Source organism: Miltoncostaea oceani, assembly GCF_018141545.1.
In the GTDB taxonomy this organism is placed as follows: Bacteria; Actinomycetota; Thermoleophilia; order Miltoncostaeales; family Miltoncostaeaceae; genus Miltoncostaea; species Miltoncostaea oceani.
Genome location: NZ_CP064356.1, coordinates 1,386,351 through 1,411,930, shown reverse-complemented (window position 1 = coordinate 1,411,930; position 25,580 = coordinate 1,386,351). Strand labels below are relative to the sequence as shown.

Below are 25,580 nucleotides of genomic sequence, written 5' to 3'. Positions count from 1 at the left end.
ACCGCCGATGTTCCCGTGGAACCTCCCCGACGGGACGGTCCGCCCACCCCGACGACCAACCCCGCGCCGGGGCGCCCGGGCCGTCGCCCGGGCGCCCGCCGATCAGTCCGGCGGCGGCTGCCGCACCACGGGGGTGCGGGCGGCGGCGGCCTCGTCCAGGCGCCGCACCGGCGTGCTGTACGGCGCGTTGCGCGCGATCTCCGGGTCGTCGGCCGCCTCCCGCAGGATCTCGCCGACCGCGTCGGCGAAGGCCTCGAGGGTCTCCCGCGTCTCGGTCTCGGTCGGCTCGACGAGCAGGGCCTCCTCGACGAGCAGCGGGAAGTAGACCGTCGGCGGGTGGTACCCGAAGTCGAGCAGCCGCTTGGCGAGGTCGGTCGTGCGGATGCCGAGGTCGCGCTTCATCGGCGCCCCCGACAGCACGAACTCGTGCATGCAGCGCTCGCCGTAGGCCAGCGGCAGGTGCTCGCCGATGCCCTCCCGCTTCAGAAGGGCGAGGAGGTAGTTGGCGTTGAGGACGGCGATCTCCGACGCCTCACGCAGCCCCTCCGCGCCGAGCGAGCAGATGTAGGCGTAGGAGCGGACGAAGACGCCGTAGTTTCCCTGGAATCCGCGCAGGCGCCCGATCGACTTGGGGCCGTCGTGGTCGAGGTCGTAGACGGGCGCGCCGCCGCCCTCGGGCTCGGTGCGGACGATCCGCGGGACCATCAGGTACGGCGCGATGCGGTCGGAGACGGCGATCGGGCCGGCGCCCGGGCCGCCGCCGCCGTGCGGCTGCGTGAACGACTTGTGCAGGTTGAAGTGCACGATGTCGAAGCCCATGTCGCCCGGGCGGCTGATCCCCATCACGGCGTTCAGGTTGGCGCCGTCGTAGTAGAGCGTCGCGCCGGCGTCGTGGACGATGCGCGCGATCGACTCGATGTTGGGGTCGAAGAGGCCGAGCGTGTTCGGGTTGGTGAGCATGAGGCAGGCGACGCGGTCGGTCGCCTTGCGGCGGAGGTCCTCGAGGTCGACGCCGCCGTCGGGCGACGTGCCGACCTTCACGACCTCGTAGCCCGCCATCGTCACCGTGGCCGGGTTGGTGCCGTGGGCCGTGTCGGGGGTCAGCACCAGGGTGCGCTCGTCGCCGCGGTCGGCGTGGTACGCCCGGGTCAGCAGGACGCCCGCCAGCTCGCCGTGCGATCCCGCGCTCGGCTGGAGGGAGACGTGCGGCAGGCCCGACACCTCGGCGAGCGCCCGCTCGAGCAGCCACATCAGCTCCAGGGCGCCCTGCGCCCGGGCGGGGCTCTGCAGGGGGTGCAGGCGGGCGTTGCCCGGCAGCGCAGCGACCCGCTCGTGGAGCTTCGGGTTGTGCTTCATCGTGCACGACCCCAGCGGGTAGAAGCCGCTGTCGAGGTCGAAGTTGCGCTTGCTCAGGCCGTTGTAGTGACGCACGATCTCGGGCTCGGCGACCTCCGGGAGGGCCGCGGGGGCCTCACGGCGCAGGTGCGGCGCGAGCAGGTCGTCGAGCGGGACCTCGGGCACGTCGAGGGGCGGCGGGGTGAAAGCGCGGCGCCCGGGGCGCGAGCGCTCGTAGATCGTGGTGGCGTGGTCGCGCTGCTGGGGGGTCTGCACGGAGACGCTCATGCCCGCGCCCCCGTCAGGGCGCCGGTTCGCGACCCCGCGGCGACCGCGCGCCCGAGGACGTCGGCCAGGCGGTCGATGTCGGCGCGCGAGCGCTGCTCGGTGATCGCCACGAGCAGGCCGTCGGGGTGCTCGGGGTAGTCGCGGCCGAGGGCGTAGCCGGGGTTGACCCCCTCCGCGGCGCACCGCTCGATGACGGCCTCGACGGGCGCGTCGAGCGCGAGCGCGAACTCGCGGGCGATCGGCTGGTCGTGCAGGGCGCGGACGCCCGGCAGGGCGGTGAGGGTGCGCCGCGCGTAGTCGGCGCGGCGCAGCATCAGCTCGGCGAGCTCGACCGCGCCGCGGCGGCCCAGCCAGGACAGGTAGATGACCCCGGCGAGGGCGTTGAGCACCTGGGCGGTGCAGATGTTGCTCGTCGCCTTCTCGCGGCGGATGTGCTGCTCGCGGGTCTGGAGCGTCAGCACGAAGCCGCGGCGGCCGTCGACGTCGCGCGTCTCGCCGGCGATGCGCCCCGGCATGCGGCGGATGTGCTCCTGGCTCGCGGCGAAGAACCCGAAGGACGGGCCGCCGTAGTCGAGGCGGTTGCCGAGCGACTGCCCCTCCCCCACGGCGACGTCGATGCCCAGCTCGCCCGGGGTGCGCAGGAGCGCCATCGGGAGCGGGTCGCAGGCGCAGACCACCAGGGCGCCGACGGACTTCGCCGCGGCGACGAGCGGCGCGAGGTCCTCGACGGCGCCGAGGAAGTTCGGCTGCTGCACGATGACCGCGGTCGTCCCCGGCCCGATGAGGCCGGTGAGGGCGTCGAGGTCGGTGACCCCGTCGCGCAGCGGCGCCTCCACGACGTTCTGGCCGTACCCGGGCGCGAGCGTCTCGAGCGTCGCCCGGCTGTGCGGGTGGACGCCCCGCGACACCACGACGTCGGGGCGGCCGTTGGCGAGCTTGGCGAGGTAGGCGGCCGCGCCGACGGCCGAGGGGCCCTCGTAGAGCGAGGCGTTCGAGACGGGGAGGCCGGTCAGCTCGGAGATGGCCGTCTGGTACTCGAACATCACCTGCAGCCCGCCCTGCGAGATCTCCGGCTGGTACGGCGTGTACGGGGTGAGGAACTCCGAGCGGGACAGGATCGAGTCGATCAGCGCCGGCACGTAGTGGTCGTACATCCCGGCGCCGAGGAAGGTCGTCTCGTCGGCGGCGCTGACGTTCCGGTCCGCGAGGGCGGACAGGTGGGCGAACACCTCCTGCTCCGACATCCCCGCCGGCAGGTCGAGCGGCCGCCGCAGGCGCACGCCCTCCGGCAGGTCCTCGAACAGCTCGTCGACCGATGCCGCGCCGATCAGGTCGAGCATGACCCGCAGGTCGTCGTCGGTGAGGGAGGTGTAGCGGCTCACAGGCCGGCCAGGTACGCGCGGTAGGCGGGCTCGTCCATGAGGGCGTCGAGCTCGGAGGGGTCGCTGAGGCGGACGCGGATGAGCCAGCCCTCGCCGTAGGGGTCCTCGTTCACGGTCTCCGGTTTGTCGGCGACCGCGGGGTTCACGGCGGTCACCTCGCCGCTGGCGGGCGCGAAGATGTCGGAGACGGCCTTCACGGACTCCAGCTCGCCGTAGGACGAGTCCTTCGTGATCGTCGCGCCGACCTCGGGCGGGTCGTAGTAGACGACCTCGCCGAGGGCGTCCTGCGCGTACCAGGTGATCCCGAAGACGGCCTCGTCGCCGTCCATCCGCACCCAGTCGTGCTCGGGGTGGTAACGCAGGTCGGTGGGGTAGGTCTCGTCGGCGGCCACGGGCTGCTCCTTCACTCCTTCGGGGACGTCGCCACGAGCGGGCGGCGGGCGGTGCGGGCGGTCTTCGGCTTGCCGCGGACGTCGATCACGATGTCCGTGCCGGGCGCGGCGGCCGGCGCGGGCAGGTAGGCCATGCCGATCCCGATGCCGAGCGTCGGCGAGAGGGTGCCGCTCGTGACCGTCCCGGCGCGCGCGCCGGCGACGAGCACGTCCTGGCCCGCGCGGGGGATGCCGGCCTCGGTGAGCGTGAACGCGGCGAGGCGCTCGCCACCGCCCTCCTCGACCTCGCGGCGCATGGCCTCGGCGCCGGCGAAGCGGCCGCCGTCGAGGTCGCAGGCCCACCGCAGCCCCGCGGCGATCGGGGTCCGCGCCCGCGACAGCTCCTGGCCGTAGAGGGGGTAGCCCATCTCCATCCGCAGCGTGTCGCGGGCGACGAGGCCCGCCGGCTCCGGCGCACCCTCGACGGACATGAGCGCGTCCCAGAGGGCGGGCGCGGCGTCCCAGGGGCACATGAGCTCGACGCCGGGCTCGCCGGTGTACCCGGTGCGGGCGATCAGGCACGGCACGCCGCCGACCAGGTCCTCGCCGATCTCGAAGTAGTCGAGCGTGAAGGCCGTCGGCGTCGCCACGAGCGGCCGGAGCGCCGCGGCCCACGCGGGGCCCTGCAGCGCGAGCATCGCGACCTCGGGCGACCGGTCGGCCAGGTCGACGCCCGCCGGCAGCAGCGCGTCGAGGCGGTCGCGGCAGGCGGCGATGTTGGACGCGTTGACGACGAGCAGGAAGCGGTCGGCGAGGGCGTAGGCGATCAGGTCGTCGATGACGCCGCCGTCGTCCTCGCACATCAGCGTGTACTGGCCCTGGCCCGGGCCGAGGGCGGTGACGTCGTTCGTGAGCACCCGCGTCAGGGCGTCGCGGGCGCCGGCGCCCGACACCTCGAGCTGGCCCATGTGCGACACGTCGAAGACGCCGCACCGCTCCCGCACCGCGGTGTGCTCGGCCCGCGCGGTGGTGTAGGAGAGGGGCATGTCCCAGCCCGCGAACGACCCCATCCTGGCCCCGAGCGCGGTGTGGCGCTCGTGCAGGGAGGTGTACGCAGGGGCGACCGCCATCCGGACTGACGCTACCACTTCGGTCCGGCCGGACACCGCCACCCCCGCCCCGCTCCCGGGCCCGCGGCGATGACCCCCGGCGACCTCGAGGCGCGCCTCGCCCGGGCGGCGCGGCGCCTGCGCCCGCCGGGTCTCGCCGCGGCCCGCGTCGACGCCTCCGGACCCGCCGCGGTCGCCGTCACCGGGGTGCGCGTGCGCGGGGGCGACGTCCCCGTCCGCGCCGACGACCCGTGGCACATCGGCTCGTGCACGAAGGCGTTCACGGCGGCCCTCTACGCCCGCCTCGTCGCGCGTGGCGCCGCCGCCTGGGGCACCCCCCTCCCCGACCTCCTCCCGGATCTCGCCCCCGGGATGGACCGGGGGTGGGGCGCCGTCACGATCGACGCGCTCCTGCGCCACCGCGCGGGCCTCCCCGGAGACCTCGCGCCCGCCGTCCTCGCCGCCGCGCACGCCGACCCGCGGCCCCCGGCCGCGCAACGGGCCGAGGCCGCCGCGCGGGCCCTCGCGGACCCCCCGCTCCGCCCCGGCGCCTTCGCCTACTCGAACCTCGGGTACGTCGTCGCGGGCGCCGTGATCGAGGCGGTCGCGGGGCGCCCGTGGGAGGACGCGCTGCGCGACGACCTGCTCGGCCCGCTCGGCATCCGCTCCGCCGGCGTCGGCGCGCCGCCGGGCGGCCCGTGGGGGCACGCGCCGCGGTGGGGCGCCGCGGGCCGGGGGCGGCCCGTCCCGCCGGACGCCCCCGACGCCGACAACCCGCGGGTGATGGACCCGGCGGGGGGCCTGCACATGACCCTCGCCGACTGGGGCCGGTTCGTCGCCGAGTTCCTCGACGGCGGTGCGACGGTGCTCGACGAGGACGCCGTCGCCCGCCTGCTGGCCCCGCCGGCGGCGGGGCCCGCCGTCGCGATGGGCTGGGTGCACCCGCCCCCCCGCGCCCGCGGCGCGCTGCGGGGCGTCGGCATCGGCCACCAGGGGTCGAACCTGCGGTGGGTCGCGTCGGCGTTCCTCGACGACGACCGGCGCCGTGCGGCGCTCGTGGTGACGAACGACGGCCGGGCGCGCATGCGCACCGGAACCGCGCGCCTGGCCGCGGACGTGCTGTCCGCGGCCTGACGCGGGGCGGCTACTTCAGGAAGTCGGGGATCTCCAGCGCGTCGTCCGGGATCTCGAAGCCCTTGCGCTCCGACTGGTCGAGCGTGAGGGACTGCCGGGTCTCGGCGGGCGGGCGGCTCGGGGCGGGGCGGGACGCCGGCGCGCCGCGGCGCGGGGCGGGCTGCGGGACCGCGGCGCCCTCGCGCTCGCGGCGGCCGAAGCGCGGCTCGGACCGCTCCTCCTGCGGCGCCTCGGCGCCGTCGAAGCCGGTGGCGATGACCGTGACCCGCAGCGAGTCGCCGATCGACTCGTCGATGACCGCGCCGAAGATGACGTTGCAGTCGTCGTGGGCGGCCTGGCGGATGATCCCGGCGGCCTCGTCGATCTCGAAGAGGCCGAGGTCGGTGCCGCCGGTGATGTTGAGCAGCACGCCGGTGGCGCCGGAGACGGTGGTCTCGAGCAGCGGCGAGGAGATCGCCGCCTTCGCCGCCTCGGACGCGCGGTTCTCGCCGGACGCCGTGCCGATGCCCATCAGGGACGCGCCGGCGTCCTGCATGATCGTGCGGACGTCGGCGAAGTCGAGGTTGATCAGGCCGGGGACCGTGATCAGGTCCGTGATGCCCTGCACGCCCTGGCGGAGGACGTCGTCCGCCATGCGGAAGGCGTCGATGATCGACGTGCGCCGCTCGACCACCTGGATGAGGCGCTCGTTCGGGATGACGATGACCGAGTCGACCTGCTTCTGCAGCTCGGCGATCCCGTCCTCCGCGCGGCGGGTGCGCTGCGCCCCCTCGAACATGAAGGGCCGCGTCACGACGCCGACCGTCAGCGCGCCCTGCTCCCGCGCGATCTGCGCGATGACGGGGGCCGCGCCGGTGCCGGTGCCGCCGCCCTCGCCGGCGGTGACGAAGACCATGTCCGCGCCGCGGACGGCCTCCTTGAGCTCCTCGCGGCTCTCCTCGGCGGCGTCGCGCCCCACGCGGGGGTCGGCGCCCGCGCCGAGCCCCTTCGTGATGGTGCCGCCGATGTGGATCTTGACGTCGGCGTCGCACATGGACAGCGCCTGGGCGTCGGTGTTGACGGCGATGAACTCCACGCCGCGCACACCCGCGTCGATCATGCGGTTCACGGCGTTGACGCCACCCCCGCCGACGCCGATCACCTTGATGACCGCCAAGTAGTTGCTCGTCTCCACCGGACTCCCCCGATCGGCACTGCTCATGCGGTGATTCAGGACGCCCTCGACCACTGATCGAGGGTTGCGGGAGCGAGTTTCGACGCCGTCACACCTGGCGTAGGCACGGCTCCACCAGCCTGAAAACTAGATCGGCCGGAACGGTGTGTCAAGCACAACTCATGTATGAGTCGAGGCTTTTCGCGCCGACGTGCTGAACCCTCGATCACAGATCGAGGGTCAGGTGGGTGGTCCCAGGGCGGGTCGCTCGGGGAACGTGAGGTCGATGTAGGAGGCCGCCTGCTCGTCCTCCCGCGTCAGGTTCGACAGCACCAGCGCCAGGGCCGACGCCTTCGCGGCGAGGCGCTCCGGGGGGCCGAGCCGCAGCCGCGGCCCGCCGTCGAGGCGGCCGGTGAGCGCGCCGTCGCGGTCGGTGGTCAGCGCCCGGATCCTCCTCCCCACCGCGGGGTCGGTGGCGGCGATGAACGCGAGGGCCGCGCGCGACCCCTCGGGCAGGCGGGCGCCCACCGCGGGGGGCTCCTCCGGAAGCAGCATCCACCCGACGCCGGCGGCCCCGTCGCGCTCCTCCAGCACCCGGCCGTCCGCCGCCACGAGGACCGCCCGGTCCCCCGACGCGGCGACCGCGACGGGGACCGCCTGCCGTACGTCGACGGCGAGGCCGCGCGGCCAGGTCCGGGCGACGGAGATCGATTCGACCCACGGGAACGCGGCGGCCGCCTCGCGCATCTCCGCGGTCGAGGGCGACAGGATCGTCCCCTCCCCCGCGGCGCGGTCCAGGGCGCTGACCAGCTCGGCGCGGTCGGGCCGGTCGTAGCCGTCGACGCGCACCTCGGTGACGCCGAGCAGCGGGCCGGTCATGAGCCAGTAGAGCATCGCGACGGCGGCGGCCGTGCCGAGCAGGAGCAGGGCGCCGGAGCGACGGCGGCGTCCACGCTGGCGTGCGACGGAGCGGCGGCGCTCGGCGACCGCGGGGTGCGGGCCCCGGGCGGCGGCCCCGGGCGGGCGGGTGGTGCTCACCCCTCCACCGGCGCGCGGACGATGCCGCGCTCGGGGTCGAGGTAGCGCACCTCGGGCACGAGGTCCGGTCCACCGGCGGCGGCGACCCGCCGGCGTCCCTCGGCGATGAGGCCGAGGACGTCGGTGGCGCGGCACCCGGGCGAGGCCTCGATGAAGTTGGCGTGCACGGGCGAGAAGCGGGCGCCGCCGATGGTGAGCCCCTTGCAGCCGGCCGCCTCGAGCAGCCGCCCGGCGGAGTCGCCGGGGGGGTTGGTGAAGACGCTGCCGAAGGTGCGCACCCCCTGGGGCTGGGTGGCGCGCCGGTGGCCGCGGAAGGCGGCGAGGCGGGCGGCGATCTCCCCGGGGTCGCCGGGGGTCAGCGCGAACGCGGCGAGGGCGACGACCTCGCCGGGGCGGACGGCGGACCGGCGGTAGCCGAGCTCGAGGTCCTCCGGGCCGACGCGGCGCCGGCCGTCGGGTCCGCAGATGACGGCCCACCGCAGGGAGTCGGCGAGCTCCCCGGCGTGCGCGCCGGCGTTCATCGCGACGGCGCCGCCCGCGGTGCCGGGGATGCTGGCGCCCCACTCGAGGCCCTCGAGGCCGGCGGCGGCGGCGCGCTGGACGGCGCGGGGCAGCGACGCCCCGCCGCCGCACCACAGGTCGGTGCCGCGGACGGAGATCGCGGTGAGCCGCCCGACGAGGCGGATGACGAGGCCGCGGAAGCCGGCGTCGGCGACGAGGAGGTTCGAGCCGCGCCCGACGACCGCCGTGGGGAGGCCCGCGTCGCGCGCCCACGCGAGCGCCGCGACCACGTCGCGCAGGGAGCCGGCCCGGCAGAGGGCGTCGGCCGTCCCGCCGACCCGGATCGTCGTCAGCGGGGCGAGGGGGGCGTCCCTCTCGAGGTCAGGCAGGGCCGGTGCGCTCGTGGGTGCTCCCATCAGGAGACGTGTTCCCCAACCGGGCCACCAACTCCTGCCCCAGCGTGGTCACGTCGCCGGCGCCCATGGTGAGGATGAGGTCCCCGGGGCGGGCCTCGGCGAGCAGCACGTCGCGGGCCTCCGCGAGCGTCGCCGCGAACACCGCCCGGGCCGGGGGCGGCACCGCCTCGACGACGGCGCGCCCGGTGACGGCGGGGTCGGCGGGTTCGCGGGCGAGGTAGACGTCGGTCACCACGACGACGTCGGCGGCGCCGAGCGCCGTGGCGAGCTCGGGCCCGAGGGCGCGCGTGCGGGACGGGAGGTGGGGCTGGAAGACGACGAGCACCCGGCCGGCGCCGCGCTCGCGGGCGGCCTGGAGGGTCGCGCGGATCTCGGCGGGGTGGTGGGCGTAGTCGTCGACGACCTCGACGCCGCCCGCCACGCCCCGCGGGTCCATCCGCCGGCCGACGCCCGTGAAGCCGGCGAGGCGCCCCGCGGCGACGTCGGGGGGGACGCCGCACCAGTCGGCGAGCGCGAGGGCGCAGGCGGCGTTCTCGGCGTTGTGGAGCCCGGCGACGCCGAGCGGCACGTCGACGCGTCGCCCGTCGGCGAGCACGAGCGTGAACCCCCCCGCGCCGGGGCGCTCCACCCGGCAGAACGCGCCGGGCACGTCGCCGACGACGCGGACCGGGCACGGTGCGGCGTCGGCGCAGGCCCGGGCGTCGGCGTCGGGGCCGACCACGAGGCAGCCGTCCGGCGGGAGCGCGGCGACGAAGGTGCGGAAGACGTCGCGGACCTCGTCGAGCGAGGCGTAGGTGGCGTGGTGGTCGTGGTCGACGTTGAGGAGGATCGCGGCCTCGGGCCGCAGGTTCAGCAGCGACCGGTCGCTCTCGTCGGCCTCGGCGACGAACCACGGCCCGGTGCCCCAGACCGCCCCGGTGCCGTTGCCGCCGGCGATGGTCGCCCCGACGCACGCGGACGCGTCGCCGAGTGCGGCGTGGAGCATCGCGCTGGTCGTCGACTTGCCGTGGGCCCCGGCGACGGCGAGGCCGCGGCGGCCGGCCATCAGCTCGGCGAGCAGCTCGGACCGGTGGAGGACCGGCAGGCCGCGCCGGCGGGCGGCGACGAGCTCGGGGTTGTCGTCCGCGATGGCCGTGGAGACGACGAGGGCGTCGGCGTCGGCGCCGAGGGACTCCGCGGCGTGGCCGACGCGGGCGTCGATGTCCTCGGAGCGGAGGGCGTCCAGCGTCGCGGACGCCTCGCGGTCGCTGCCCGCGACCCGGTACCCGGCGGCCTGCGCGAGGCGCGCGAGGGCGCTCATGCCCGCGCCGCCGATGCCCACGAGGTGGATGCGCCGCGGGCCCGGGGTCGCCGTCCCCCCCGGGCTCACCGGCCCCGCCGCGGGCGCGGCAGCCGGAGCCGCGGGCGCGGGAGGCGCAGGCGGCGGCGCGGCCGCGCGAGCGCGAGGGCCTCCTCGGCGACGACGTCGGCGGCGTCGGGCCTGCCGACGCGGCGGGCGGCCTCCGCCATCGCCTCGAGGCGGCGGCGGTCGGAGAGGAGGGCGCCGACGAGGCCGCGGAGGCGCTCGCCGCTGCAGTCGACGTCGGGCAGCACCATGGCGGCGCCGGCCTCGGCGAGCCAGCGGGCGTTCTTCGCCTGGTGGTCGGCGGTGGCGTGCGGGTACGGCACGAGGATGGAGGGGCGGCCGATCGCGGCGAGCTCGAACACCGAGCCCCCGGAGCGGGAGATGACGAGGTCGGCGGCGGCGATGGCGTCGGGGAGGTTGTCGAGGTACCCGATGAGCCGGTACCGGGGACCGGGCGTGCGGGCGGCGAGGAGGCGGCGGGTCTCGTCGAGTTGCGTGGGGCCGGCGACGTGGATGACCTCGACCGGGGGGTCGTCGCCGAAGGCCTCGACCGCCGCCCGGTTGAGGGACCGGGCGCCCTGGCTGCCGCCGACGACGAGGACGACGGTGGCCTCGGGGTCGATGCCGAAGGCGCGCCGGCCGGCGGTGCGGGTGGCCTGGGTGACGGCGCGGCCGACGGGGCGGCCGGTGACGAGGTACTTGCGGCCGGAGCGGCCGGCGAGCGGGAACGCGAGTGTCACCCGGCGGGCGAGGGGGGCGGCGAGGCGGTTCGCCATCCCGAGGTGGGAGTCGGCCTCGGTGAGGAGCAGCGGGCGGCGGGTGAGCCACGCGGCGAGGGCGACGGGTCCGGCGACGTAGCTGCCCCCTCCCACCACGACCTGGGCGCGGCGGCGCACGAGGAGGCCGGCGGCGCGGGGGGTGGCGACGGCGGCGAGGAGGACGGCCCAGAGGTTCCGGATGGTGGGGGTGCGCGACAACCCCTTCAGCGGGATGACGTCCTCGCGGTACCCGGCGGCGGCGACGGCGGCGGACGCCCCCGCCCCGCGCGCGCCGATGAACGTGACCTCAGCCCCCCGCGCGCGCAGCGCGTCGGCCACCGCCAGCGCCGGCATCACGTGCCCGCCCGTCCCCCCGGCCGCGATCACGACCCTCACCGCCGTCGACGACGGAGAGCCCTCGGGCGTGGGTGTGTGAGCGGCGGCCGATGTTGACAAGGATGCCCGTGCAGGCCAGGAACGTGATCAGGTTGCTTCCGCCGAACGACACGAAGGGCAGCGGCACCCCGGTGACCGGCATGACGCCGACGACGGCGCCCACGTTGACCGCGGCCTGCATCACGACCATCGTCGTGAGACCCGCCGCGAGGACCTGTTGGTGCAGGTTACGGGCGCCGAGCGCGATGCGGTAGCCCGCGACGGCGAAGAGTCCGTATGCGGCGAGGACGGCGAGGACGCCGATCAGCCCGAGCTCCTCGCCGATGGTGGCGAGGATCATGTCGGTGTGGGCCTCCGGCAGGTAGAACGCCTTCTGGACGCCGTCGCCGAGGCCGACGCCGTGGAGGCCGCCGGATCCGAGGGCGACCTGCGCCTGGACGCTCTGGAAGCCGACGCCGTCGGGGTCGCTCCACGGGTCGATGAACGAGAGGATCCGGGCGCGGCGGTACGGCTCCGCGAGGATCCCGATGGTCGCGATGAGGACGCCGACGCCGACGATGCCCCCGAGGTGCCGGGTCCGCGCGCCCGCGACGAGGAGCATCACGAACGCCGTGATGACCGCGATGACCGCGGTCTCCATGTCGGGTTCGATGAGGATGAGGAACGCGAGGACGCCGGTGACGCCGAGGAACGGGACGAGGCCCTTCCCGGTGCGGAGGCTCGACGGGCGGCGGACGACGGCCTGTGCGATCCAGAGGGCGAGGGCGAGCTTCGCGATCTCGGACGGCTGGATCGCCCCGAGGCCGCCGAGGGAGATCCACCGGCGCGACCCGTTGACCTGCGTCCCGATGGAGGGGACGAGGACGACGAGGAGCAGGAAGATGCAGACCCCGATCGCGGGGGGGCCGAGGCGCTTCATGCCCTCGGGGCTCATCCTCACGAAGACGGCGTAGGCGCCGAGGCCGACGAGGGCGTAGGCCGCCTGGCGGATCGCGAGGCCCATGGGGTCGCCGTCGTTGAGCAGCGCGGTGGTGCTCGACGTCGAGAAGACCATCACGAGGCCGAAGCAGACGAGCGCGAGCACGACGGCGGCGAGGAGCCGCTCGGGACGGACCGCCCCCGGCGACGCGACGGCGCGCGACGACGGCCGGGAGGCCGGTCGGGAGGACTGTCGGGACCCCGATCGTGAGGCCGGTCGTGAGGCCGGCCGCGAAGCGGTCCGGGATGCGGTGCGCGGGGCGGCCATCGGTCCCAGGGTCTTCGCCGGGCGGCGTCCCCTCCCTCCCCCGTCGCGTCCCCTCCGGGTCCCGGGTCACGTCCCCCCGGGTCCCCCTGGAGGGGTCACGGTCGATCGGCCGCGGGGGTCGCGGCCAAATGGCCGCCGGGGTCACGGCCAAGTGGCCGGCGGGGTCACGGCTAAGTGGCCGGCGGGGGTCGCGGCCAATTGGACCTCGGGATCTCGGCCAAATGGCCGGCGGGGTCACGGCCAAGTGGCCGGAAGGGGCACGGCCGAATGGACCTCGGTGTCACGGCCAAGTGGCCGGAAGGGTCGCCGCCAAATGGACCTCCGGGCCACGACCAAGTGACCGCCGGGGTCACGGCCAATTGGACCTCGGAGGCGCGGCCGATCGACCGAAGCACCCCGACGCGGCGATCGGCCGGGGGTCAGCCCTCGAGGACGGAGCGGACGAGGGAGGCGAAGGCGTCGCCCCGGACCTGGAAGTCGCGGAAGTCGTCGCCGGTGGGGGCTCCCGGGGAGAGGAGGACGACGCCGCCGGCGGGGACGAGGCGGCGGGCGTGGGCGACGGCGTCGGCGAGGTCGCCGGCGAGGACGGCCGGGGGGAGGGGCCCGCCGGTGGTGGTGGACCCCTCCTCCGCGATCCGGTCCAGGATCCGCGCGCCGTTGCCGGGCAGCCCCACCACCCCGGCGACCCCGCTGCCGGCGCCGGCGACGTAGGCGGCGAGGGGGGCGTAGTCCTGGGCGCGGTCGTGGCCGCCGACGAGGAGGACGGCGGGCCGGGGGGCGAGGGCCCGGGCGGCGGCGACCGTCGCCTCCGGGATCGTCGCGATGCTGTCGTCCACGAACAGGACCCCGTCCCGCTCCCCCACCGGCTCCATCCGGTGCGCCAGGGGACGGAAGTCCGCGAGCGCGTCCGTCACCCCCTCGACGGCGACGCCCACCGCCTCGAGCGCCGTCAGGGCCGCGCACACGTTCACGAGGTTGTGGTCACCGGCGAGGCCGATCCGCTCCCGCGCCACGAACGGCGCGCCGCCGCGGGTGACGCCGGAGGGCGCCACGTCGAAGTCCGCGCCGTCGCAGAACCACCGGGGACCCGGCAGCCCCGCCCCCCGCTCCCGCACCACCGGGTCCGCGGCGTTCAGCACCGACGTCATGTCCCGGCGGTGGGCGAACAGGTTCAGCTTGTCGTCGTGGTACCGCTCCTGCGTCCCGTGCCAGTCCGTGTGCTCCCGGAACAGGTTCAGCAGCACCCCCACCGGCGGGGACGCGTCGAGGTCGCTCGTCTGGAAGCTCGACAGCTCCAGCACCCACAGGTCCACGCCGCCGCCGTCCGTCGCGATCAGGTCCGCGAGGGGCACCCCGATGTTCCCGGCGAGCTGCACGCGCCGCCCCGCTGCCGCCGCGAGGTGCGCGATCAGGGCGCTCGTCGTGCTCTTGCCCTTGCTCCCCGTCACCCCGATCGCCGGGGCCCCGGCGTGCTCCGCGAACCACAGGTTCGTCCCCGTCGTCACCACGACACCCGCGTCGCGGAGGGCGTCCACCTCCGGCCGGTACCGGCTGATCCCCGGCGACCGCACCACCACGTCGCACCCGAGCAGGGCCGCCGGGTCAGAGGACACCCCCTCCCCCGCCCCCGCGACGCCCTCGTCGACCAGCGTCAGCGGCGTCCCCGGCAGGCGCTCCGCCACGACGCGGGCGATCGCCCGGCCCTCGCGGCCGAGCCCCCACACCCCGACCCTCCGGCCCTCAAGCTCCGAGAGCCGCACGCGCCGCCCGCAGATGCCGTCCCGGGATCGCGTGGTCGCCGCGGGGATCGAGCCACGCCGCGATCGCGGCGGCGTCGGGCCCGCCGGCGGCGTCCGCGAGCGCCACCACCACCGCGGCGCCCGACCACGCCGGGTCCGCCGCGACGGTCCGCAGCGCGGCCCGCGCCTCGTCGACCTCGCCGACGCACTCGAACGGCTTGTCCTCCTCGATGCCGAGGACCTCCCGGAACCCCGGCACCTGCGACGGGTCGTCGAGCAGGTCCGCCCCGAAAACCCCCGTCAACGCCGGCCGGTCCAGGAACGGCGCGAGCGCCAGGAAGACGAACCGGCACTTCGGGCAGTCACCGCACCACCCGGGCACCGCCGGCTCGTGGATCTTGAACCCCACGTTGCAGCTCATGAACGTCGCGTGGTGCTCCGGCAGCGCCGCGAACGCCCGGCTGATCGCGAGCTCCGACCACGGCCGCAGCAGCGAGAAGTACGCGAGGTCGGAGGCGACGTCGCGGCGCACGATCGCGGCGAGGTCGCGCTCGGCCTCCCACCCCTTGCTGTGCTGGTGGTTCACCACGCCGCCGAACGCCGGCCAGTCGAAGTTGCCGGACGACGCCGACCGCTCGTTCGACATCACGACCGCGTCGCAGTCGTGGAGGACCGCCGCGACCACGGCGGCGCACGACACGATCGCCGTGATCGGGACGTGGCCGTTCAACGCGCCCGCCCGGTTCAGGTCGAACAGGCGGGGGTCGAGGTCCCGGGTGACGTGGAGCATCGGGACGCCCTCGATGCGCGCCGCCGCGTCGGCGGACGGCTTGCGCCCCACCGAGAACGCGATCACGTCCTCCCCCGCCGCGACCAGCGCCGCCAGCGAGACGACGGAGTCCTTGCCCCCGCCGACCGGCACCAGCGACCGCGGCGCCAGGCCGAGGGCGGGGGCCGGCTCCGGGTCGCCGTCGCCGGCGTCGGGGAACGCGATGCCGTGGCCGACGTCGGGGCGCCCGTTGCGCCACGCGAACTCCCCGAGCCCCTGCGTCCACAGGCGCTCCAGGGCCCGCGCCGTCGCCGCGGGCGGCGCGTCGCCGTCCACGGTGATGCGCGGCGGGACGGCCGCCTTGTAGTAGCTGACGCCCGCCACCAGGTGCAGCAGCCCCACGGCCCCGTCGAGCGCGCGGGCCCGGTCACCCGCCGGCGCCGCGCCCTCCGGCACCGGGAACGTGAACGTCTCCGTGAACGCGATGTCGTCCAGCGCGTACCCGAGCCGCACCACGCCGGTCGACCAGTCGGCCGAGCGCTCCGTGAACCGGAACGCCCGCACCGACCCCGGGGAGAACGCCGGGGCGGACGGGGTCATCCCGACAGGCTCTGCAGGTCGCGGAAGTACAGCGTGAACCCGACCGCCGCGAAGATCGCCGCGATCAGCCAGAACCGCACGATGATCTTCGTCTCGCTCCACGCCGCCATCTCGAAGTGGTGGTGCACCGGGGTCATCAGGAACACCCGCGCCCGGAACTTCTTGAACACGATCACCTGGATGATGACCGAGAGCGCCTCCGCCACGAAGATCGCCCCGATCACGACGAGCAGCAGCTCCGTCTTCGTCATCACCGCCATCGCGGCGATCGCCCCGCCGAGCGCGTAGGAGCCGGTGTCGCCCATGAAGACGGCCGCCGGGAACGAGTTGAACCAGAGGAAGCCGACGCACGAGCCGGCGACGGTCGCGCCGAAGATCGCCAGGTCGCGCTGGTCGGAGACGAACGCGATGGCCGTGTACGACAGCAGCACGATCGCCGCGCAGCCCGCCGCGAGGCCGTCGAGGCCGTCGGTCAGGTTGACGGCGTTCGCGGCGCCCGCCACGACGAGGAAGACCACCACGAAGAACGCGGCGGCGCCGATCTCGAACGACTGGTCCCAGACGGGGATGACGAGCGTCGTCGGCAGGCCCACCACGTTGACGGCGACGAGCACCACGACGGCCGCCACGACCAGCAGGCCGAGCATCCGCAGGCGCCCCGACAGGCCGAGGGAGCGCTTCTTCACGATCTTCATGAAGTCGTCGACGAAGCCGATCGCGCCGCACGCGATGGTCGCGAACAGGACCAGCATGGCCTCGGTGCTGCGGCTCGACAGGATCACGAACGGCAGCGTCGTCGAGAGCAGGATCAGCAGCCCGCCCATGGTGGGGGTGCCCTGCTTCTCCGCGTGACCGGCGGGGATCAGGCCCGCCGGGCGCACGAACTGGCCGACCTCGTTGGCCCGCAGCCAGGCGATGAACTTCGGGCCGAGGAACATCAGCAGCGTGGCGGCCGTGATGGCCCCGATCAGGACACGCGGCACGGGCTAGGCCCCCGGCGCCAGGGCGGCGCCGATCCGCTCGAGGGCCATCGAGCGCGACCCCTTGAGCAGCACGACGTCGCCGTCCTCGATCAGCTCCGGCACCCGGCCGACGGCCTCGTCGACCGTGTCGATGCGGATCGTCTCCAGGCCCTCGGCGCCCTCGGCGTACGCGCGGGCGCGCTCGCCGACGGCGACCAGCAGGTCGATGCCGGCGGCGGCGGCGGCCGCGCCGATCTCGCGGTGGAAGTCCAGCTCGGCCGGGCCGAGCTCCATCATGTCGGCGAGCACGGCGACCCTCCGCCCCGGGCGGCCCGCCAGGTCGGCGAGGGCGGCCCGCATCGCGATCGGGTTCGCGTTGTAGCAGTCCTCGATGAGGATCCCGCCGCCGGGCAGGGGGCGCTCCTGGCCCCGCAGGGCGGACAGCTCAACCTCGATGCGGGCACCCTCCGGCGGGACGGCGCCGAGGGCCCGGCACACCGCAAGCGCCGCCGCGGCGTTGCGCAGCTGCCAGCCCTTGGTCACGCTCAGGTCGAGGTCGAGGTCCGGGCGGTCCCCGAAGCGCACGACCGTCACCCCCGGGTCGAGGGTCGCGAGGAACGGGTCGAGGAGCGGCTCGTCGTCCGGCACCACCGCGGTCCCACCGGGGCGCAGCGCCGTCAGGATCTCGGCCTTCGCCGCGGCGACCGCCTCGACCGTGCCGAGCAGCTCGAGGTGGACGGGCCCGATGGAGGTGATGACCGCGACGTCCGGCGGCGCCAGCGCGGCCAGCTCGGCGATCTGCCCGGGGCCGCGCATCCCCATCTCGACGACGGCGACCTCGCAGTCCTCCGCGAGGCCGAGCAGGGACATGGGGACGCCGATGCCCGTGTTGCGGTTGCCGGGGGTCCCCTCGGCGGCGACGCCGGCGGCGCGGAGCATGGCGACGATGATGTCTTTCGTCGTCGTCTTGCCGGTCGCGCCGGTCACCCCCACCACCCGCGCCCCGCTGCGCTCCAGGGCGATCCGCCCCGCGGCCTGCAGCACCCCGACGGGGTCGGGCGTGACGATCACGGGCTTGCGCAGCCCCTGCACCTCGCCCTCGATCCACCGCCAGGCGGACTCCCCCACCACCGCGGCCGCGGCGCCGTCGCGCAGCGCGTCCGGCGCGTGGGTGCCGCCGTCGGCCATCTCGCCGCGGATGCCGACGAACAGCCCGCCCTCGACCACCTCGCGCGAGTCGACGAACGCCCCCTCGAACTCGGTGTCCGGCTTGCCCGCGGGGATCCGCGTCTCGACTCCGCACCTCATGATGTCGTGGACGGTCAGCCTCATGCGCTCGCTCCGCTTCCGGTGAGGATCTCTCGGGCGACGTCGCGGTCGTCGAAGGGCGTGACGACCCCGTCGCGCTCCTGCCCCTGCTCGTGCCCCTTGCCGGCGACCAGCACCACGTCGCCCCGTCCGGCGCGCCCGATGGCGAGCGCGATGGCGCGCCGCCGGTCCGGCTCGACGACCAGCTCCGCCGGTCCGCCGTCCCCCGCGACGATATCCCCGATGATGGCGTCCGGGTCCTCGCTGCGCGGATTGTCGGACGTCACCACCGCCACGTCGGCCATCCGGCGCACCGCGTCGCCCATCTGCGGGCGCTTGCCGCGGTCGCGGTCGCCGCCGCACCCGAAGACCGCGATCAGGCGGCCTCCGGTGACGAGCTCCCGGGCCGCCCGCAGCACGTTCTCGAGCGAGTCGGGCGTGTGGGCGTAGTCGACGATCACCGGGAACGCCTGTCCCGCGTCGACCGCCTCGAACCGCCCCGGCACGCCCCCGACGGCGGCGATGCCGGCGGCGACGGCCGCGTGGGGGAGCCCGAGCAGCTCGCCGACGGCGACGACGCCCGTGAGGTTGGAGAGGTTGAAGCGGCCCCGCAGGGAGCTCGCGATCTCGATCGGCCCGCGCGGGGTGGCGATGCGCGCGCGGATGCCGGTGCCGAGCCCCTCGACCCGCTCGGGGCGGACGTCGGCGGGTGCGTCGACCGCGTAGCCGAGGGCGTCCGTCTCGCGCTGCAGCCGCACCCCGGCGGGGTCGTCGAGGTTGACGGCGCCGGGCGGGTCGTCGCCCTCCCCCGGCGGCCGCGCGAACAGCGCGCGCTTGGCGGCGTAGTAGGACTCGACGTCCACGTGGTAGTCGAGGTGGTCGCGCGTGAGGTTGGTGAACAGGGCCGCGGCGAACCGCGTGCCGGCGACGCGCCGCTGGTCGAGGGCGTGCGAGGAGACCTCCATCGCGCACGCCGTGTCGCCCGCGTCGCGCATCCGCGCGAGCAGCCCCTGCAACGCGATGGCGTCGGGTGTGGTGTGGGTCACCGGCAGGATCTCGCCGCCGACCCGCGCCTCGATGGTGCCGATCAGGCCGCACCGGCGGCCGGCGGCCTCGAGCACGGCGCGCAGCAGGAACGCCGACGTGGTCTTGCCGTTCGTCCCCGTCACCCCCACCACGTCGATCACACGGGAGGGGTGGCCGTGCAGCGCGCCCGCGACGAGCGCCATCGCCAGGCGCACGTCGGGCACGACGACCTGCGGCACGGGCAGGTCGAGGGGCCGCGCGACGAGCAGCGCCGCCGCGCCGTGCGCCACCGCGTCGGCCGCGAAGTCGTGCCCGTCGGCCCGCAGGCCCGGCACCGCGCAGAAGAGGGCCCCCGGCCCGGCGGCGTCGGCGCGGTTGACGATCGAGGTGATCCTCGTCGCGCCCGGCTCCGGCGGACCGCCCGCGGGGTGGACGAGCCGCCCCCCGGGGACCTCCCCGATCAGCTCGTCGAGGGTCATGCGGGCGCGGACACTACCAGCCCCGTCCCGCGTCTCAGGGGGAGATACGCAGGTTTTGCAGGGACAACTCGGCGATCTGCTCGAACGCCGGGGCCGCGACGTCGCCGCCGTAGTAGGCCCCCGAGGAGGAGGGCTCGTCCACGACGACCGCGATCAGCAGCTGCGGGTCGTCGGCGGGCACGTAGCCCACGAACGACGACGTGTAGAGGGTCTTGCTGTAGAGGCCGGTCTCCGGGTCGATCTTCTCGGCGGTGCCGGTCTTGCCGGCCACCTCGTAGCCCTTCACCTGGGCGAGGGTGCCGGTGCCGTCGGTGGAGACCACCTCGCGGAGCATCGCGTCGACCTGCCGCGCGGTGCGCTCGTGCATGATCCGCCTCCCCGCCGGCACCTCGGCCGGGCGGCCGCCCACCGACGCGACGACGTGGGGGGTGACCAGGGTGCCGCCGTTGGCGATCGCCGCGAAGGCGCGGGTCAGCTGCACCAGGGAGACGCCGACGCCCTGGCCGATCGGGATGTTCAGGATCGACGTCCCCGACCACTCGTCGTCGGGCAGCACGAGGCCCTCCACCTCGCCGGGGTAGTCGATGCCGGTCGGGGAGCCGAAGCCGAAGCGGCGGATCCAGGCCTGCAGGCGCTCCTGGGAGAGGCGCTCCGCGATCTTGACGGTGCCGATGTTGCTCGACTGCTCCAGGATCTGGGTCGCCGTGAGGGTCACTGGCCCGCGCTCGTGGGCGTCGGTCAGCGTGCGGTCGTAGAGCGTGTACTTGGCGGGGAGGTTGAAGAGGGTGGTCGGCTGGACGACGCCGTCCTCCAGCGCGCCCGCCATCGTCACGATCTTGAACGTCGACCCCGGCTCGAACGTGTCGGTCACCGGGCGGTTCGTCACCTGGTCCTGGTTGAGGGTCTCGCGCTTGTTGGGGTTGAAGCGCGGGACCGTCGCCATCGCGAGCACCGACCCGTCGCGCGGGTCCATGACGATCCCCATCGCCCGCTTCGCCCCGTACTCCTCGCGCGTCGCGGCGAGCACCCGCTCGACCTCGGCCTGGATCGCCGGGGAGACGGTGAGCTGCACGTCGGTGCCCGGCTGCGCGGGGCGGTCGGAGAGCACCTGGATCGGGCGGCCGAAGACGTCGCGGATCTCGACCCGGTGGCCGGGGGTGCCGGTGAGCGTGCCGTCGAGGCTCTGCTCGAGGCCGGAGATGCCCTGGTGCTCGTCGCCGGTGAGGCCGATGAGCTGTGCCGCGAGCGCCCCGCCCGGCTGGAAGCGCTGGTAGGTGTCCGAGAAGTAGACGCCGGCGATGCCGAGGTCGCGGGCGGCGTCGGCCCGCGCGGGGGTCACGTTGCGCGCGAGGACGGCGTAGGTGCCGCCCCTGGCGAGGATGTTCGCCAGGTCGTTCGGGTCGCGGCGCAGGGCGGGGCCGAGCTGGGCGGCGACCTCCTGCGGGTCGAGGATCAGGTTCGGCGAGGCGGTGACGTCGACCGCCAGCCGGTCCGTGGCGAGGTCGGTGCCGTCGCGGCCCTGGATCGCGCCCCGGGGGGCGAGGAGGTCCGACTCGGCGCGGTTCTGGGACAGGCCGCGCGAGGCGAGGTCGTCCGCGCGGACGGTGCCGAGGAACGCGGCGCGCGCGCCGAGCAGGCAGAACAGCAGGAGCGTGATGCCCGTCAGGATGCGGATGCGGCGGCTGCGCTCGCGCGCGGCGCCACCGCGCGCGGACGGGGCGGCGGTCCGGCGCGGGGGGCGCGCGGGGGGCCGCCGGGACGAGCCGCCCGCCATCAGGGCGTCCGCGGGTCCAGGTAGGTGACCGAGTCGGGCGCGGGCGAGACCATGCCGAGGGTGAGCTGCGCGTTGCGGCGCACCGCGGCGTCACGCTGCTCCAGGTCGCTCTTCAGGCGGGCGGTCTGCCCCTCCACGACCCGGGAACGCTCGATGACCTTGCCCGTCTCGTTGGTGAGGGCGAGCTTCGCGACGTTGACCCACACGATGCCGCCCAGGATCAACGCGATCAGCGGGATGACGAGGGGGCCCATGCGCAGGCGGGTGCGGGGCCGCGGAGCGGCGACCGCCCGCGGGCGGGTGCGGGGACGCGGCGCCTCGGGGCGGGTGCGGGGGTCGTGGCGGGGGCGCGCGGACGAGGCGGCGGTCGTGCGGGTCCGGGCGGCGGCGCCGGCGCGGGTGCTCATCGGTCGTCCTCCCCCAGCCGGCGGATGCCGCGCAGCAGCGCGGACCGGGCCCGCGGGTTGCGGTCGAGCTCGGCCTGGCGGGGGCGCTGGGCCTTGCTCGCGAGCAGGGCGCCCTCGGCGGTGTGGCCGCAGCCGCACACCGGCATGTCCGGCGGGCAGATGCAGCCCTGGGCGCGGTCCCGCATGAAGCGCTTCACCATGCGGTCCTCGAGGGAGTGGAACGAGATGACGCCGAGGCGGCCGCCCGGGGCGAGCAGCGCGAAGGCCGACGCGAGGCCGCGCTCGAGGCTCCCGAGCTCGTCGTTGACGACGATCCGCAGGGCCTGGAAGACGCGCTTGGCGGGGTGCCCGCCGGCGAAGAGCGCCGGGGTCGGCACCGCCGACCGGACGATCTCGACGAGGTCGCCGGTGGTCGTGATCGGCTCGATCGCGCGGCGGCGGACGATGGCCCGGGCGATCGGACGCGCGTAGCGCTCCTCGCCGTAGGTCCGCATCAGGCCGGCGAGGTCCTTCTCGGACGCGGTCGCCACCAGGTCGGCCGCCGACGCGCCGCGCGCGGGGTCCATGCGCATGTCGAGGGGGGCCTGCCGTGAGTAGGAGAAGCCGCGCTCGGCGCGGTCGACCTGCATCGAGGAGAGGCCGAGGTCCATCAGCACGACGTCGGCGCGCAGACCCTGGTCGAGCAGGCGCGGCAGGGCGTCGGCGAAGTTCGCGTGGATGAACCGGGTCTCGCAGACGACGTCGTCGGCGAGGTCCGCGAACCAGGTGCGGGCCTCGGGGTCGCGGTCGATGGCGATGTAGCGGCCGCCCTCGCCGAGGGCGGGGGCGAGGCGCCGGGCGTGACCGCCCGCGCCGAAGGTGCAGTCGACCACGGTCTCGCCGGCGCGCGGCGCGAGCAGACGCACGACCTCGTCGGCCAGGACCGGCTCGTGACCCCGGGCGGGCCTACGCGACTCGAGCGGCAAGGCGCTTGGCATGGTGGGACACCCCCTCACGGCGGAGCTTTGCGAACCGTTCGGCCAGACGGGCCGGGTCCCAGATCTCGAGGTAGTCACCCACCCCGATGAGGCGGACCTTGGAGTCGCCGATCCCCGCGTGCTCGCGGAGCTCGGCGGTCAGCGGGATGCGGCCCTGCTTGTCGAGCTCGTGCGTGAACGCCCCGGCGATGATGAAGCGGGACAGCTCGCGGGCTTCGTCGTCGAGCACGCTCATGGTCCCGAAGGTCCGGTCCACGAGCGGCGTCCAGTCTCCGCTCGGCACCACCACGAGGCACTCGTCGATCCACCACCCCACGACCGCACCCTCCGCGAAGGGCTCCCGGAGCTTGGCGGGGACGGCCAACCGGAACCTGCTGTCCAGGCTGCACTCGTACGTCCCGCTCAGCAGCCGCCGTTGCATTTCCCCACGCTACCCCACCTGGCCCCACCAGGCAATCCGCGTTCCCCCCCATCGGTATGGGATTCCCCCCGGACGCCCCCCACGCAACGCCAGGATCCACCCCGCCGGGCTGCACGCGTCGTTGCGCCGCCCGGCGTTGCAGAACACTTGTTCGCGTCCGAGGCACGAACTACTGTTCCCCCCATGCCCGCAACCGCCCGCTCCCTCCCCCTCCCCGCCCCGGCCGCCGCGCCCTCCCGTCCGCACCTGCGGGCGGTCCCGCCGCCCCGCCGCCGCGCGCGGGTCCCGCAGGCCGCGACCGTCGCGCTCTACGCCCTCGGGCTCGCCGCCGGATTCCTCCTCGCCGCGCTCGCGTCCGCCCCCGGCGGCGGCGAGGTCGTGACGGGTCAGGGCCGCCTGGCGCTGGTCGCGGCGGCGGTGGGCGGCCTCGCCCTCCTGCGTGCCCGGGCCGTCGCCCGGCGCCGGTCGCCGCGCCGGGGCGTCGCCACGCTGTAACGCCGCGCGACGGGGTTCCCGGGACGCCGGGGACGCCGGTACACTCGGCGCCCCACGCGAATGCCGAAGTGACCAGCCACGAGCCCGTGCACGACACGTCGGCGCCGATCGCCGCCATCGACGTCGGCACCAACACGACCCGCCTGCTGGTCGCACGCGTCGCGCGCGGACGCGTCGAGCCCCTCGCGAGCGGCAGCGCCATGACCGCCATCGGGTCGGGTCTGAAGCCGGGGGGCCGCATCGCCGACGACCGCCTGGAGCTGGTCGAGGCGACCGTCGCCCAGATGGCCGCGGAGGCCCGCCGCCTCGGCGCCCGCCGGATCGTCGTCGCATGCACCGCCCCCGCCCGGACCGCCGCCAACGCGGCCGACCTGCTCGACCGCCTCGAGGCGGCCGCGGGCGTGGTGCCCCGGATCCTGTCCGGGGCCGAGGAGGCCGAGCTGGCGTTCCGCGGGATGGTGGCGGGCGGCGCGCCCGACCCCCTCCTCGCGGTCGACCTCGGCGGCGGCAGCCTGGAGATGATGGGCGGCGAGGGCGGCCACCTGCGGTGGGCGACGTCGATCCCGATCGGCGTGCGGGTGCTGACCGAGCGGTTCGGGCCGTCCGACCCCCCCGCCATCGACCTCCTCGAGCCGATGGTCGCCGCGGTCCGGGAGCTCGTCGACTCCGTCGACATCCCCGTGACCGGGCGCGAGGCCGTGGCCACCGGGGGGTCGGCGGCGGCCCTCGCGGAGCTGGCCGGGTCGGACCGCCTCGACCGCGACGCCCTCGTGCGCGCCGTCGAGCGCCTCGTCGGCACGCCGTCCGACGACCTCGCCGACGCCACCGACCTCGACCCGGCGCGGGTGCGCCTCTCGATGGCGGGGGCCGCCGCGCTCGAGGCCGTGCGCCGTTCGTTCGACCTCGACGCGGTCGTCGTCAGCCGCTCCGGGCTGCGCGAGGGCCTCGTCCTGGAGGCCGTCGGGTGAGCACCGCCCCGCCCGCCTACCTCGCCCACTGGGGTCTCGCCGAGGCGCCGTTCCGGCTGGAGCCCGACCCCCGGTTCGCGTTCGAGCGCTCCGACCACCGCGAGGGCCTCGCCCGCATCCTGTTCGGCATCACCCAGCTCGGCGGCCTCGTCGTCATCACGGGCGAGATCGGCTCCGGCAAGACGCTGCTGGCCCAGACCCTGCGGCGCACCCTCGACGGCGAGGGCTTCACCGTCGCAAGCGTCGCCAACCCCCCGCGCACCGGCGCCGCGCTGCTCGCGGCCCTGCTGCCGGCGATCGGCGCCGAGCCGGCGGGCGGGTCGGCGGCGCGCCTCGCGCTGCGGGTCCGCGCGGCGCTCGCCGACGCGGCGGCGGACGGCCGGCGGGTGGTGCTCGCGATCGACGAGGCGCAGCGCCTCGACCCGCGGGCCCTCGACGAGGTCCGCCTGCTGACCAACCCCGACAGCGGCGGGGCTCCGGGCGCCCCGGTGGTCCTGCTCGGCCAGCCCGAGCTGACCCTGCGCGTCGAGCGCCAGCCGCAGGTCGCCCAGCGCGTCGTCGTCCGGTACCACCTCGGACCGATGACGGCCGACGAGGTGGACCAGTACGCGCTGCACCGCACCCGCGTGGCGGGGGCGGCCGGGCGGATCATCTCGAAGCGGGCGGCGCGGGCGGCGCACGAGGAGACCGGCGGGGTCCCCCGCCTCGTCAACCTCCTGCTCGCGAACGCCCTGTTCGTCGCCGCCGCCCGCGGCGAGGAGACGATCGGCGAGGACACCATCCGCGACCTGGCCGAGGACCGCCGCATCAGCCTCGACGCCGCGTCGCCCGACGGGGAGGCCGGGACATGAGGCGCGGAGTGACCTACCAGTCGATGCTGGGGGCGCCGGCGGGGTCCCCCCCGGGCACCTACGCCCGCCTCGGCGACGGCGCGATCACCACCCGCCGCAAGGACGCCCGCAAGGACATCACGGTCACGGTCTCGAAGTCGCAGCGCCGCTGGCTACGCGAGGCGTCGGAGCTGTCGGGCGCCGGCATCGACGAGGGGCAGATCGTGCGTGCCCTGATCGACCTCGGCATGCAGCTCGACATCGACTGGGCGGTCCTCGCGAGCGGCAAGGCCCTGCGCGGCGCCGTCCGGGAGTCGGTCATGGTCCGCCAGCGGGCCGCGGAGTAGCCCGGG

Annotated in this window: 24 protein-coding genes; 5 read left to right on the top strand and 19 right to left on the bottom strand. The window is 75.7% G+C overall.

The features are described 5' to 3' along the window. Nucleotides 1-102 precede the first annotated feature (102 nt). Genes gcvPB through gcvT form a run of 4 tightly spaced genes read right to left on the bottom strand, consistent with a single transcriptional unit; the run spans nt 103 to nt 4,506 of the window. Complete coding sequence (gene gcvPB / locus IU369_RS07225) at nt 103-1,623, bottom strand: aminomethyl-transferring glycine dehydrogenase subunit GcvPB (protein ID WP_217923899.1); 1,521 nt, start codon at nt 1,621-1,623, stop codon at nt 103-105. Further along, on the bottom strand, nt 1,620-3,005 hold the full coding sequence (gene gcvPA, locus IU369_RS07220; RefSeq protein WP_217923898.1) for an aminomethyl-transferring glycine dehydrogenase subunit GcvPA: 1,386 nt from the start codon (nt 3,003-3,005) through the stop codon (nt 1,620-1,622). Before gcvPA ends, gcvPB begins: the two co-directional genes overlap by 4 nt. Further along, nucleotides 3,002-3,397 (bottom strand): glycine cleavage system protein GcvH, encoded by a 396-nt coding sequence (gcvH, locus tag IU369_RS07215; RefSeq protein WP_217923897.1) that lies wholly within the window; start codon nt 3,395-3,397, stop codon nt 3,002-3,004. The genes gcvPA and gcvH overlap by 4 nt, the downstream gene beginning before the upstream one ends. Nucleotides 3,398-3,408: 11 nt before the next feature. Then, entirely contained in the window at nt 3,409-4,506 is a 1,098-nt protein-coding gene (gcvT, locus tag IU369_RS07210) for a glycine cleavage system aminomethyltransferase GcvT (protein ID WP_217923896.1), read from the bottom strand. Nucleotides 4,507-4,575: 69 nt separating this feature from the next. On the opposite strand from gcvT, the gene IU369_RS07205 reads away from it, so the two are divergent. Next, nucleotides 4,576-5,619 carry a serine hydrolase domain-containing protein gene (locus IU369_RS07205; RefSeq protein ID WP_217923895.1) on the top strand — a complete coding sequence of 348 codons (1,044 nt, stop codon included), beginning with the start codon at nt 4,576-4,578 and terminating at the stop codon, nt 5,617-5,619. Between the two features lie 10 nt (nt 5,620-5,629). On the opposite strand, the gene ftsZ is transcribed toward IU369_RS07205, so the two are convergent. The 15 genes from ftsZ to IU369_RS07130 form a co-directional block, all read right to left on the bottom strand. Then, nucleotides 5,630-6,820, bottom strand: a complete 1,191-nt coding sequence (gene ftsZ / locus IU369_RS07200) for a cell division protein FtsZ (RefSeq protein WP_217923894.1) — start codon at nt 6,818-6,820, stop codon at nt 5,630-5,632. Between the two features lie 192 nt (nt 6,821-7,012). Then, a complete protein-coding gene (locus tag IU369_RS07195; protein ID WP_217923893.1) occupies nt 7,013-7,810 on the bottom strand; it encodes a cell division protein FtsQ/DivIB in 798 nt (265 codons plus the stop codon). After that, entirely contained in the window at nt 7,807-8,727 is a 921-nt protein-coding gene (murB, locus tag IU369_RS07190) for a UDP-N-acetylmuramate dehydrogenase (protein ID WP_217923892.1), read from the bottom strand. The genes IU369_RS07195 and murB overlap by 4 nt, the downstream gene beginning before the upstream one ends. After that, nucleotides 8,693-10,096 carry a UDP-N-acetylmuramate--L-alanine ligase gene (murC, locus tag IU369_RS07185; protein ID WP_217923891.1) on the bottom strand — a complete coding sequence of 468 codons (1,404 nt, stop codon included), beginning with the start codon at nt 10,094-10,096 and terminating at the stop codon, nt 8,693-8,695. The genes murB and murC overlap by 35 nt, the downstream gene beginning before the upstream one ends. Continuing rightward, nucleotides 10,093-11,184, bottom strand: a complete 1,092-nt coding sequence (locus IU369_RS07180; RefSeq protein WP_246551458.1) for a UDP-N-acetylglucosamine--N-acetylmuramyl-(pentapeptide) pyrophosphoryl-undecaprenol N-acetylglucosamine transferase — start codon at nt 11,182-11,184, stop codon at nt 10,093-10,095. Before IU369_RS07180 ends, murC begins: the two co-directional genes overlap by 4 nt. Next, nucleotides 11,138-12,472, bottom strand: coding sequence for a putative lipid II flippase FtsW (ftsW, locus tag IU369_RS07175; RefSeq protein WP_281426215.1), 1,335 nt, complete (start codon nt 12,470-12,472; stop codon nt 11,138-11,140). The genes IU369_RS07180 and ftsW overlap by 47 nt, the downstream gene beginning before the upstream one ends. Nucleotides 12,473-12,891: 419 nt before the next feature. Continuing rightward, on the bottom strand, nt 12,892-14,196 hold the full coding sequence (gene murD, locus IU369_RS07170) for a UDP-N-acetylmuramoyl-L-alanine--D-glutamate ligase (protein WP_217923888.1): 1,305 nt from the start codon (nt 14,194-14,196) through the stop codon (nt 12,892-12,894). A gap of 16 nt (nt 14,197-14,212) precedes the next feature. Next, a complete protein-coding gene (locus IU369_RS07165; protein WP_217923887.1) occupies nt 14,213-15,580 on the bottom strand; it encodes a MurL-like N-terminal domain-containing in 1,368 nt (455 codons plus the stop codon). After that, complete coding sequence (gene mraY / locus IU369_RS07160; RefSeq protein WP_217923886.1) at nt 15,577-16,563, bottom strand: phospho-N-acetylmuramoyl-pentapeptide-transferase; 987 nt, start codon at nt 16,561-16,563, stop codon at nt 15,577-15,579. The genes IU369_RS07165 and mraY overlap by 4 nt, the downstream gene beginning before the upstream one ends. Before the next feature lie 3 nt (nt 16,564-16,566). Continuing rightward, nucleotides 16,567-17,874, bottom strand: coding sequence for a UDP-N-acetylmuramoyl-tripeptide--D-alanyl-D-alanine ligase (locus IU369_RS07155; protein WP_217923885.1), 1,308 nt, complete (start codon nt 17,872-17,874; stop codon nt 16,567-16,569). Next, nucleotides 17,871-19,355: a UDP-N-acetylmuramoyl-L-alanyl-D-glutamate--2,6-diaminopimelate ligase gene (locus tag IU369_RS07150; protein ID WP_217923884.1), complete on the bottom strand. Its 1,485-nt coding sequence runs from the start codon at nt 19,353-19,355 to the stop codon at nt 17,871-17,873. Before IU369_RS07150 ends, IU369_RS07155 begins: the two co-directional genes overlap by 4 nt. Before the next feature lie 34 nt (nt 19,356-19,389). Beyond that, a complete protein-coding gene (locus IU369_RS07145; protein ID WP_217923883.1) occupies nt 19,390-21,129 on the bottom strand; it encodes a peptidoglycan D,D-transpeptidase FtsI family protein in 1,740 nt (579 codons plus the stop codon). Beyond that, nucleotides 21,129-21,536 carry a hypothetical protein gene (locus IU369_RS07140; RefSeq protein WP_217923882.1) on the bottom strand — a complete coding sequence of 136 codons (408 nt, stop codon included), beginning with the start codon at nt 21,534-21,536 and terminating at the stop codon, nt 21,129-21,131. Before IU369_RS07140 ends, IU369_RS07145 begins: the two co-directional genes overlap by 1 nt. Then, nucleotides 21,533-22,501 carry a 16S rRNA (cytosine(1402)-N(4))-methyltransferase RsmH gene (gene rsmH / locus IU369_RS07135; RefSeq protein WP_217923881.1) on the bottom strand — a complete coding sequence of 323 codons (969 nt, stop codon included), beginning with the start codon at nt 22,499-22,501 and terminating at the stop codon, nt 21,533-21,535. The genes IU369_RS07140 and rsmH overlap by 4 nt, the downstream gene beginning before the upstream one ends. Continuing rightward, entirely contained in the window at nt 22,482-22,934 is a 453-nt protein-coding gene (locus IU369_RS07130; protein ID WP_217923880.1) for a division/cell wall cluster transcriptional repressor MraZ, read from the bottom strand. The genes rsmH and IU369_RS07130 overlap by 20 nt, the downstream gene beginning before the upstream one ends. Before the next feature lie 183 nt (nt 22,935-23,117). On the opposite strand from IU369_RS07130, the gene IU369_RS07125 reads away from it, so the two are divergent. From IU369_RS07125 to IU369_RS07110, 4 genes are all read left to right on the top strand, one after another. Next, entirely contained in the window at nt 23,118-23,429 is a 312-nt protein-coding gene (locus IU369_RS07125; protein WP_217923879.1) for a hypothetical protein, read from the top strand. Nucleotides 23,430-23,497: 68 nt separating this feature from the next. Then, nucleotides 23,498-24,397 (top strand): Ppx/GppA phosphatase family protein, encoded by a 900-nt coding sequence (locus IU369_RS07120; protein WP_217923878.1) that lies wholly within the window; start codon nt 23,498-23,500, stop codon nt 24,395-24,397. Beyond that, a complete protein-coding gene (locus IU369_RS07115) occupies nt 24,394-25,248 on the top strand; it encodes an ExeA family protein (RefSeq protein ID WP_217923877.1) in 855 nt (284 codons plus the stop codon). Before IU369_RS07120 ends, IU369_RS07115 begins: the two co-directional genes overlap by 4 nt. Then, nucleotides 25,245-25,574: a hypothetical protein gene (locus tag IU369_RS07110; protein ID WP_217923876.1), complete on the top strand. Its 330-nt coding sequence runs from the start codon at nt 25,245-25,247 to the stop codon at nt 25,572-25,574. Before IU369_RS07115 ends, IU369_RS07110 begins: the two co-directional genes overlap by 4 nt. The last annotated feature ends 6 nt before the right edge of the window (nt 25,575-25,580 follow it).

Excerpts from the sequence above, each read along its gene's own strand:
- IU369_RS07155 (WP_217923885.1), bottom strand. The coding sequence starts at position 17,874 with ATGAGGCTGACCGTCCACGACATCATGAGGTGCGGAGTCGAGACGCGG.
- gcvT (WP_217923896.1), bottom strand. The coding sequence starts at position 4,506 with ATGGCGGTCGCCCCTGCGTACACCTCCCTGCACGAGCGCCACACCGCG.
- IU369_RS07140 (WP_217923882.1), bottom strand. The coding sequence starts at position 21,536 with ATGAGCACCCGCGCCGGCGCCGCCGCCCGGACCCGCACGACCGCCGCC.
- IU369_RS07180 (WP_246551458.1), bottom strand. The coding sequence starts at position 11,184 with ATGCCGGCGCTGGCGGTGGCCGACGCGCTGCGCGCGCGGGGGGCTGAG.
- murB (WP_217923892.1), bottom strand. The coding sequence starts at position 8,727 with ATGGGAGCACCCACGAGCGCACCGGCCCTGCCTGACCTCGAGAGGGAC.
- IU369_RS07110 (WP_217923876.1), top strand. The coding sequence starts at position 25,245 with ATGAGGCGCGGAGTGACCTACCAGTCGATGCTGGGGGCGCCGGCGGGG.
- IU369_RS07130 (WP_217923880.1), bottom strand. The coding sequence starts at position 22,934 with ATGCAACGGCGGCTGCTGAGCGGGACGTACGAGTGCAGCCTGGACAGC.
- IU369_RS07125 (WP_217923879.1), top strand. The coding sequence starts at position 23,118 with ATGCCCGCAACCGCCCGCTCCCTCCCCCTCCCCGCCCCGGCCGCCGCG.
- IU369_RS07205 (WP_217923895.1), top strand. The coding sequence starts at position 4,576 with ATGACCCCCGGCGACCTCGAGGCGCGCCTCGCCCGGGCGGCGCGGCGC.
- IU369_RS07165 (WP_217923887.1), bottom strand. The coding sequence starts at position 15,580 with ATGACCCCGTCCGCCCCGGCGTTCTCCCCGGGGTCGGTGCGGGCGTTC.
- ftsW (WP_281426215.1), bottom strand. The coding sequence starts at position 12,472 with ATGGCCGCCCCGCGCACCGCATCCCGGACCGCTTCGCGGCCGGCCTCA.
- gcvPB (WP_217923899.1), bottom strand. The coding sequence starts at position 1,623 with ATGAGCGTCTCCGTGCAGACCCCCCAGCAGCGCGACCACGCCACCACG.
- IU369_RS07145 (WP_217923883.1), bottom strand. The coding sequence starts at position 21,129 with ATGGCGGGCGGCTCGTCCCGGCGGCCCCCCGCGCGCCCCCCGCGCCGG.
- ftsZ (WP_217923894.1), bottom strand. The coding sequence starts at position 6,820 with ATGAGCAGTGCCGATCGGGGGAGTCCGGTGGAGACGAGCAACTACTTG.
- IU369_RS07150 (WP_217923884.1), bottom strand. The coding sequence starts at position 19,355 with ATGACCCTCGACGAGCTGATCGGGGAGGTCCCCGGGGGGCGGCTCGTC.